Annotated in this window: 5 protein-coding genes; all 5 read left to right on the top strand. The window is 27.8% G+C overall.

What is annotated here, in order from left to right; genetic code table 11:
• Positions 1–156 precede the first annotated feature (156 nt).
• The 5 genes from CLLU_RS18800 to CLLU_RS18200 all read left to right on the top strand — a co-directional run bounded on the left by CLLU_RS18800 (position 157) and on the right by CLLU_RS18200 (position 3,334).
• On the top strand, positions 157–327 hold the full coding sequence (locus tag CLLU_RS18800) for a hypothetical protein (protein WP_158255948.1): 171 nt from the start codon (positions 157–159) through the stop codon (positions 325–327).
• A gap of 23 nt (positions 328–350) precedes the next feature.
• A complete protein-coding gene (locus CLLU_RS18805) occupies positions 351–515 on the top strand; it encodes a hypothetical protein (protein ID WP_158255949.1) in 165 nt (54 codons plus the stop codon).
• A gap of 23 nt (positions 516–538) precedes the next feature.
• Positions 539–703 carry a hypothetical protein gene (locus tag CLLU_RS18810; RefSeq protein WP_158255950.1) on the top strand — a complete coding sequence of 55 codons (165 nt, stop codon included), beginning with the start codon at positions 539–541 and terminating at the stop codon, positions 701–703.
• 77 nt (positions 704–780) lie between these two features.
• On the top strand, positions 781–2,145 hold the full coding sequence (locus CLLU_RS18195) for a radical SAM/SPASM domain-containing protein (RefSeq protein ID WP_106011169.1): 1,365 nt from the start codon (positions 781–783) through the stop codon (positions 2,143–2,145).
• Positions 2,132–3,334 (top strand): metalloprotease, encoded by a 1,203-nt coding sequence (locus tag CLLU_RS18200; protein WP_106011170.1) that lies wholly within the window; start codon positions 2,132–2,134, stop codon positions 3,332–3,334. Before CLLU_RS18195 ends, CLLU_RS18200 begins: the two co-directional genes overlap by 14 nt.
• The last annotated feature ends 56 nt before the right edge of the window (positions 3,335–3,390 follow it).

Here is a 3,390-nt window from a genome sequence, read left to right on the forward strand (position 1 = left end):
GGTATAATGGTGATTTTGTTTTTTGATTCAATTCAATTTTACCATAAATCAGTGAGGAGTTATTTTATTTTGCAGCAAGAAATATACCGCATTTATGCGGATTACAGCGTTTCGCAAACGCCTAAAATTTATATTAAGTGAAAGGAGGAATTTTTTATGAATCAAACTGAAACAAAAATTGAATTGAAGGAAGTAAAGTTTGATGATGTTGAGCAGCTGACCGATGCTAATACGCCAGTAATAATAGGCGGTGCAGTTTGTGGTTTTGCAATATGTGCTGGAGCTGCTTGCGGTGGCGGCTGTGGCGGAGCTCTTTGTGCTTTCTAATAATTTTTTAGGAGTGATTTATTGTGTTAAATAAAAGGGAACTTAGTAATTTAACTGAAAATGATATTACTGATATGAAGGAAATAAACCTTAATGAAATTGAAAATCTTGAAGAAACTATTACTCCTGCATTAGGAGGAGTATGTGGAATAGGCTGCGGCGGAGCTGTTTGTGGTCTTTGGTGTTAAAATTTACAGAAAGGAGTTTTAGTATGGAAAATTCTAAGAATGTAATTGTATTAAAAAACATTTCAATGCAAGAAATTAAGCTTGAGGATGTTGCAGTTTTGGAAGAAGGAATTCAACCTGGAGGACTTCTCTGCGGGTTAGCTTGTATAGGCGGCGGAGTCTACTGTGGAGTCGGTTGTCCACATTAATATAATAGAACATATGGAGTTATCATAATTAATTATGATAACTTCGTAATATTTATTTTAAGAAATGAGGGATTTATTTGAATATACATTTTATAGAAAGTGAAAATATTTTGTTAGTATATTTCCCAGACACATTAAGGTTTTTTTCCATTAACCCTATAACTAAAGATTTAATCACCTGCATTGCAGAAAATAAAGATATAAATTTTGCACTTAAACAGTTTAACCTAAGTAAGAAGCAATATGTAGATTTTAAAAATAAATTAGAAAATTATGCAACGATGACAAAGATACAACAATCAAATAATAATGAAAATGTACTAAACAGGTTAGTTTTGAATATTTCAAATACTTGTAATTTAAAATGCAGGTATTGTTATGCAGATGGGGGTTCATATAATTCCGATGAAAGCATAATGACGAGAGAAATGGCTAAATTGACTTTGGATAAATTTTATTCCTTTTTTAATAAAATAAACAATATCCAAATATTTGGTGGAGAACCTCTTGTTAATATGCCGGTTGTAAATTTTATTTGCAAATATGTAAGAAATAGGGATGCTGTAAATAAGGAAAAAACTATAATAGGTCTTGTGACAAATGGTACTCTTATGAATAGTGAATTTATGAAAATGGTGAATAAATATGACATTCAGGTTACTGTTAGTTATGATGGAAATCCAAAGGTAAATGATATTATGAGAGTTTATGCTAATGGCAGTGGTACCTCAGATATCATATTAAATAATATTAAAATGTTAAAAAAAAATACAAACCAACCAACAACTATAGAAGTTACTTTTAATAGAAATCATATAGATAACAATATAAAAATCATTGATATAATAAAATTTATATATACGACATTAGGAAAGATCCCTTTACATATAGTACCTGCTGGTGGGAAAAAAGATTGTTTCTATGCCCTGAAAAATAGAAATGAATTTATAAATTCGGTTGATGATATATTTTTAAATTCTAAAAATGGCATTACGTACACATATTCATTAGTTCAGAGGATAATATCTTCTTTAGTATATAAAAAAGATACTGGAAAATATATATGCCAAGCGGGAATCGGAACTTTATCTGTATCTGTAAATGGTTATATATATCCCTGCTTTATGTTTACTGATAATGAAAATGTATGTATGGGTAATATTAAAGACAAAAATATATTTCATTCCGAAACTTTTTTTAAAATAATAAAAAAATTTGATTCATTTAATAAAAATGAAAATGAAAAATGTAAGCGATGCTTTATAAGCAAAATTTGCAGTGGCTGTTTTGGCATGAACTACTTAGAGAATGGTAAAATTTTTACACTAAGTGATCAATACTGCGAAATGTCCCAAAAAATGACAGAGAAAGTAATATTAAGCCTTTTTAAATTAAGTGAACATTTGAAATCTGGTGAGGACAATGAATATGCAAAATGTTAGTGAAATAAAACCAACTATAGTAGATGATATAAATTCATGGTTACTGTTTGAAAAGAAGAGTGGCAATATATATTCTATAGGCAGCCTAAAAAAGGATAAGTATATACAATTGCCTGAAAAATTAGTAGATCCTATAAAGACAGCAATAAAATACTTTGATGGTAACCATTCACTTAACAATATTGAAGAAATTTTAATGCATGAATATAATTTAAAATTAAATACTTATGAATTATATGATTTACTTTGCAAAGCTAACCTTATAGAAGGAATTGACGAATCATTAGTAGAAAAACAGGAAATGGATTACTTATCCATAACTTTAAAAGAAGTTAAATTGGATAAAATATATTGCATTTTGGATAAATTAAGCGGACCTTTTTTCCCATATATAATGTATAGCTCTATGATAATTATATTAATTTCTATATTCTTTTTTGTAAAAAATATTAATGTTTTTATCAGCGGATCAAGTTATACATTATTGGGTTCCTATACATTAGGAATATTATTTGGTCTCGTACTTTTTATCGTAAGTATAGGCATTCATGAATTTGCACACGGTATAATGGGTTATAGAGTCGGTTTAAAACCTTCAAAATTAGTATTTTCTTTATATGTGGCTACTCCCATGTTTTATTTGAAAATGCCTGGAATATACTCAATAAAGCCTAAGGAACGTATATATGTATGGATTGCTGGAGTATATGCTAATTTAATTTTGGCATCTATATCTATTATATTATCTTCTTTTTTTACAGGAAATTTAAAGAATATGTTTTTCCTATTCAGTATAAGTAATATTTCATTTATATGGGCAAATCTGTCACCATTACTTCCTCTTGATGGATATTTTATAATGAGCACTTTATTAAAAAGGCCCAATTTAAGAAAATCATCTTTTAAGGAATTTAAGAAGTGGGCACTTGGTAAAAAGAATAAGTTTAGAGGATTATCAATAGTATATTTTATAGCTTCTAATTTATTCATTGGTGTAATAATTGCTGTACAATTAAATATTATTACTAAAACAATAATAAACGTAATCGACAATCAACTTACAGTTTATCAGGCGTTTTATGAATTTAGGTATATTCTGATTATACTTTTGATTATAATTATAAAGAAACTAGTTGAATGCATATTAAAATATAAACATAAAAAGCAGAATCAATACAACACACTTTAATCTATCATGATTTCAAATAAATGGATTGATTTACAAATATAAATGTGATATATTTG

It is taken from the genome of Clostridium luticellarii, assembly GCF_002995845.1.
Taxonomy (GTDB): domain Bacteria; phylum Bacillota; class Clostridia; order Clostridiales; family Clostridiaceae; genus Clostridium_B; species Clostridium_B luticellarii.

Coding starts and splice junctions, on each gene's coding strand:
- CLLU_RS18200 (WP_106011170.1), top strand. CDS start 2,132: ATGCAAAATGTTAGTGAAATAAAACCAACTATAGTAGATGATATAAAT.
- CLLU_RS18800 (WP_158255948.1), top strand. CDS start 157: ATGAATCAAACTGAAACAAAAATTGAATTGAAGGAAGTAAAGTTTGAT.
- CLLU_RS18810 (WP_158255950.1), top strand. CDS start 539: ATGGAAAATTCTAAGAATGTAATTGTATTAAAAAACATTTCAATGCAA.